Origin of the sequence: Pseudoalteromonas shioyasakiensis, from assembly GCF_022398475.1 — a bacterium.
Taxonomy (GTDB): domain Bacteria; phylum Pseudomonadota; class Gammaproteobacteria; order Enterobacterales; family Alteromonadaceae; genus Pseudoalteromonas.
In genome coordinates this window covers 1-6,398 of the sequence record NZ_JAKEVM010000188.1, presented here as the reverse complement: position 1 = coordinate 6,398, position 6,398 = coordinate 1, and the positions used below count along the sequence as shown (strand labels likewise).

At 41.5% G+C, this 6,398-nt stretch carries 2 protein-coding genes; both read left to right on the top strand.

Annotated elements, in window-relative coordinates:
* The first annotated feature begins 52 nt into the window (after positions 1-52).
* A complete protein-coding gene (locus L1D51_RS19950; RefSeq protein ID WP_239964614.1) occupies positions 53-3,478 on the top strand; it encodes a hypothetical protein in 3,426 nt (1,141 codons plus the stop codon).
* Between the two features lie 309 nt (positions 3,479-3,787).
* On the top strand, positions 3,788-6,398 hold a 2,611-nt coding region (gene topA, locus L1D51_RS19945; protein ID WP_239964613.1), incomplete at its 3' end, for a type I DNA topoisomerase.

The window sequence follows — 6,398 nt, the reverse complement described above, 5'->3', positions numbered from 1 at the left end:
ATATTAGGTAAACAATCACATAAGTAAAAAATAGCTAACTAGGGAGAGGTCGATGCCTTTATTGCGATGGCTAAGTGTTTTAGTTTTCATCTCATTGTTAGCCGCCTGTGGCGGTGGAGGATCATTAGATAGTGATTCATCCGATGGAGATGATGACACAACCGTAGAAACAAACTATGTTGTGTCTGTTCAAGGCTACAACCAATCTACTACAGATGAAGCGAGTGCAGTTACAGCTGACACACCGTTAACCATCTCGGCAACATTGACTAATAATGACGAAGCCGTTGTAGGTGCAGTTATTAATTTCAGTCTAGATGGTGACATAGGTCTATTAGACCCAGTTTCTGGAACAGATTTAACTGATTCTGATGGTGTTGCATCAATTACGTTAACTGCGGGTGATACTGCGGGGGCAGGTATTGTTACTGCTACATATGTAATTGATAGTGAGACATATACTGATACGTTTGGTTTTACATCAGATGGCTCTGAAACAGATGACTCGAGTGTTAGCGGTAGTATTACGCTAAGCCTTAACATCGTAGATAGCTCAGGTCAGCCATTCTCTCTAGATAACCCAGTGAGTAAAGATAACAAAGGTACGGTTACTGCGACTTTACTTGATGAAGACACGCCACTCGATGGGCAACTTATTTCATTTACCACTAACTACACAGGTAAAATTACACCAGTACTAGGCACAGCCCTTACCGATGAAAATGGTGAGGCATTTGTAACGCTTAGCAGTGGTGACTCAAAAGGTGCAGGTCAAGTCGTTGCAACTTACACAGATGAAAGTGGTAACAGTATCACAAAAATCGCAGGCTTTATTTCAAATGGTGATGATGCCCCAGTTGAAAGTGCTGAAGCTGAGCTTGATATTAAACTACTTCAAGGCTGTGCGACTGATTGGGATGCCAATCGCAGTACAACATCTCTTGAAACTACTTACTTAACGTCAGGGTGTACAGTTGTAAATCAATTCTCATCTGACGAACTTATCGATGTAATGGTTAAAGTGACAGATACAAGCTCGGGCGACGGTATCGACGGTATTATCGCTGAGCTTTCAACAGATCTTGGTGGTTTATTACCAGAATCTGGAAAAGCCTTGACTGACAACTTTGGCTTTGCCATTTTAAAATTACAGCCTGGCGCCAATAGTGGTGCGGGCGAGGTTACTGTGACTGCTAAGTCTGTGACTTCTTCAAAAGCATTTGAAATTGCGACAGCTGAATTAAGCGTTGAAATTTCAAATGGTTTATATAACAAGCTTGATGACTCAGGCAATGTTATTGATGACGAATTTGTGCCGCTTGCTGCAGGTGCGACTACTGTTATTACAGTAACAATTTATGATGCAGCTGGTGATTTATATGTTTCTCCTCTTGATGTTGAGTTCACTTCAGGGTGTGTTGAATCAGATTTATCTGTAATGGATGAAACCGCGACGAGTATTAGCGGCATTGCTACAGCAACATACAGAAGCAACGGCTGTAACACTTCACAGGGCGATACAGTAACAGCAACAGTACTAACTGGTGGAACACCAAAAGTGGTATCAGTGAATGTGCCTGTATCAGCAGCTGAAGTAAGCTCAATCGAATTTGTAGAAGCGACAGAAAATGTGCTTGCTCTAAAAGGGACGGGTGGTGTTTCACGCCAAGAAACAAGCCAACTTACTTTTAAACTTACCGATGCAATTGGTAATGTTGCGAAGCAAAAACGTTTAGATTTTCGTTTAAGCTCTACCAATGGTGGAATTTCACTCTCTGAAGTGACAGATGCAAGTGGTTATTCTCATGCCAGCGTGTCAACTGACTCAGAAGGTTTAGCTCGAATTCAGATAAACTCTGGTTTTGTTCCACAAGCAGTGCGTGTACAAGCTTGTTATATTCCTGATGACCAAATCCCAGCAGATCAAAATGATAATGTAACTTGTTGGAAAGAGCTTTATGACGAATGTCTTCTAGATGAAGCAGACCGTGATAGCAGTGTTTCATGTCCTTCTGGTGAGCTTTCGTTGGTTTCATTAGATGAGCAAGTAACAAGCGTATCAGATCTTGTTTCAATCAGCTCAGGCTTACCTGATGGTAATAGCTTTACCGCAGGCCCGGAAATCATCAACATTGAAGCATTAAATTACATTGGTGATACCACAGATATTTCGGTTTATGTTGCAGATCACTTCAATAACCCAGTACCAGATGGGACTTCGGTTTATTTAACGACAGAAGGCGGCGCTGTAGGGACATTAGATGGTGAGGAGTTTAACCCTCAACTTGAATGTAACACGGTTGATGGTGCGTGCGTTGCACAGTGGCGCTCACAAAACCCGATTCCATTTAGCGAAGATAAATGGGGCAATAAAATCAATAGCACTAACCCAAAAACAAGTGCAATTAACTGCGACCTATATTTTGGTGTGGCAGCACCTTGTATGGCGGGTATTTTAAATGCTGCGTTTGATGATGATGGTGTACCTCTCGGTGGTCGCGCAACAGTACTTGTGACTGCAAAAGGTCAAGAGTCATTTATCGACATTAATGGTAATGGACTTTATGACAAAAATGAGTATTACAGTGGTTATGACTTACCTGAAGCGTTTGTCGATCATAATGAAAATGGCGTTTACGATGGTTTAGCCGCAATTTATGACCCAGTTACAGCAGCGGTCACTAAAGCTGCTGAAAACTGTCAAGAAGGTGATGCAAGCGACCCATGTAGTGCAACGAATACTAATGCAGGTCATACAGAAGAGAACTTCGATATTGACCTAAATGAGATGCATACACTTGCTGATGGTAAATACAATGGTCTTGAGTGTTCTGCAGCCGCAACAGAGCCTGATGAAGACGCAACATTTGAGACTTTATGTACCAAAGAGCTTATTGATGTTCGTGACTCATTTGAGATTATTATGTCAGGAAGCTTTGCATACAGTCGTTTTGTAGTAACAAAAGATGAGCTACGTAATCGCTTTGCTGAAGCACTTGCTGAAACAACAGAAGACGATCCAACTGTATTTACAGATAATGCGATGCAACTTGCTGTTGATATTGAGAACTGTAGTACAATTTATCGACAAGCAGATACGCAGTCAGGTGCTATTATTGCTCGTTTAGAAGCCACAGCGAATACAGACTACTGTGATTTAGGCTCAATTAACATTACTACCGCTGATTCAGGTAACCAGTTGTCAGCGCTGAGTTTTGAGCTTTATTTCTCTGATATTTACAACAACCCAATGCCTTCAGGCACTGCGGTTGCAATAAGTGCAGATAATGGTGATTACAGTGGTACATCTGGTTTTGATATTGGTAATACAAGCCAAACAACAGCGACTGGGGTTGCCCTTACGATTAGCCGTGAAGCTGATCCAAATGATAAAACAGATGGTTTCTTAACTGTTGAATTCACAACAGGTAAAGACAATGTATCAACTGCTACAATAGCAATAAGTGACGATGGTTAATTAAGTAGTTAATTGTTTAAATTTAAAAAAATGCCAACCAGAAGGTTGGCATTTTTGTTGCTGTTCTATATATTCCCCTTGAAATTACCGCAAAACACCACATTGACTAAATTAGCAACAAAAATTGTTTAATTATTCACTCAATGAAGAAAAGTTTCTATTAAAAGCTTGTAACAATTGGTGTTTGTAGATATACCTATAAATATTCGTGCTCCAATGTTAAAAAATCATACTTATTTGTTTAATGTGATGGATATACATTTATAAGGGCAAAAAACTTTTAAAATACTCGGTCAGAAATAGGCAGCTATGGGCAAATCACTTGTAATTGTAGAGTCTCCAGCAAAGGCAAAAACAATTAATAAATACTTAGGTAACGATTTCATCGTAAAGTCCAGCGTTGGACATGTGCGTGATCTACCAACTTCAGGTTCAGGCAAAACGAAGACTGCAGCGACGAAAACGCCTGCTGAAGTTCGAAAAATGTCACCAGAAGAAAAAGCTGCCTATAAGAAGCAACGCGATTATAAAAATCTTGTTGCTCGCATGGGTATAGATCCTGAAAAAGGCTGGGAACCACATTACGAAGTTTTACCGGGCAAAGAGAAAGTTGTACAAGAATTAAAAAAACTTGCTGAAAACGCCGATAAAATCTATCTCGCAACCGATTTGGATAGAGAAGGGGAAGCCATTGCATGGCACCTCGAGCAGATTATCGGTGGTGAACCTGAAAAGTATAAGCGAGTTGTTTTTAACGAGATCACTAAGAATGCGATTCAGCAAGCATTCGAAACACCAGGTGAATTAAACACTGACATGGTTTACGCACAGCAAGCGCGTCGTTTCCTTGACCGTGTAGTGGGCTTTATGGTGTCGCCATTATTGTGGGCTAAAGTGGCACGTGGCTTATCAGCCGGTCGTGTGCAATCTGTTGCAGTTCGTTTACTTGTTGAACGTGAACGCGAAATCAAAGCATTTATTCCTGAAGAGTTCTGGGATATCCATGCTGATGTTAAAAATACAGAAGCAGCTTTACGCCTAGAAGTGACCAAACACGCTGACAAGCCTTTTAAGCCAGTTAATGAAGAGCAGGCGATGTCTGCCGTTAGTCAACTTGAAAAAGCCGACTACAAGGTCATTAGCGTTGAAGAAAAGCCTAGTAAGAGTAAACCAAGCGCACCATTTATTACTTCAACCATGCAACAGGCAGCAAGTACACGCCTAGGTTATGGTGTTAAGAAGACCATGATGCTGGCTCAACGCTTATATGAAGCAGGTCACATTACTTATATGCGTACCGATTCAACTAACTTATCGAAAGATGCGGTTGAGATGTGTCGTGATTACGTGACAGAGCAGTTTGGTGAGAAGTATTTACCGAAAGCACCGATTAGTTATAGCTCAAAAGGTAATGCTCAAGAGGCGCACGAAGCGATTCGTCCTTCTAGTGTTACTGTGTTGTCTGGTCATTTAGACGGTGTTGAAGCGGATGCTAAAAAACTCTACGAATTAATTTGGCGTCAGTTTGTTGCCTGCCAAATGGTTCCAGCAGAATACGACTTAACAACTTTAACGGTTGGTGCCGGTGATTATCAGTTAAAAGCAAAAGGCCGCGTGCTTCGTTTTGATGGTTGGACTAAAGTTCAGCCAGCTGTTCGTAAAAAGAACGAAGAAGATCAATCACTGCCTGCGGTTAAAGAAGGTGATGTACTGACCCTTGTTGAGTTAGATCCTAAACAACATTTTACAAAGCCACCTGCACGTTTTAGTGAAGCAAGCTTAGTTAAAGAATTAGAAAAGCGCGGCATCGGCCGTCCTTCTACGTATGCATCTATTATCTCAACGATCCAAGACCGTGGTTACGTACGTGTTGAAAACCGCCGTTTCTTCGCCGAAAAAATGGGTGAGATTGTTACAGACCGCTTAGTTGAAAACTTCGAAGATCTGATGAACTTTGATTTTACCGCTAAGATGGAAGGTCGTCTGGATGATATCGCAGAAGGTGAGCGTGTTTGGACACAAGTTCTTGATAAATTCTATGCAGACTTTTCAACTCAGCTTGAAATTGCCTCAGGCGACGAAGAGCGCGGTGGTATGCGCCAAAACCAAATGGTCGAGACTGATATCGATTGTCCGACTTGTGGTCGTAAGATGGGGATTCGTACTGCATCAACCGGTGTATTCTTAGGTTGTACGGGTTACAACCTGCCACCTAAAGAGCGTTGTACTACGACCATGAACTTGGTGTCAGGTGATGAAGCTATTGCGGCAGATGTGGAAGACGTAGAAACTGAATCTTTGATGCAAATGAAGCGTTGCCCAATCTGTGAAACGGCAATGGATTCATACCTGATCGACGAAACACGTAAATTACATGTGTGCGGTAACAATCCAGCGTGTAAGGGTTATATCGTTGAACAAGGTACCTTTAAAATTAAAGGTTACGACGGCCCAATTATCGAATGTGATAAATGTGGCTCAGATATGCAGTTAAAATCGGGTCGTTTTGGTAAGTACTTCGGTTGTAGTAATGAAGAGTGTAAAAATACACGTAAGTTACTTAAAAACGGTGAAGCCGCGCCACCAAAAGAAGATCCAGTTCATTTACCTGAACTTGAATGTGAAAAATCAGAAGCTTACTTTGTACTGCGTGATGGTGCATCGGGTATTTTCTTAGCTGCAAATACCTTCCCTAAATCACGTGAAACGCGTGCGCCAAAAGTGGAAGAATTAAAACGTTTCAGAGACCGTATTTCTGAAAAGTTTTATTACCTTGCTGACGCACCTGCAAAAGACCCTGATGGTAATCCTTCAGTTGTTCGTTACAGCCGTAAAAATAAAGAGCAGTATGTAATGAGTGAAGTAGATGGTAAAGCCACAGGCTGGACTGCTCACTACCAAAATGGCAAGTGGGTAGAAG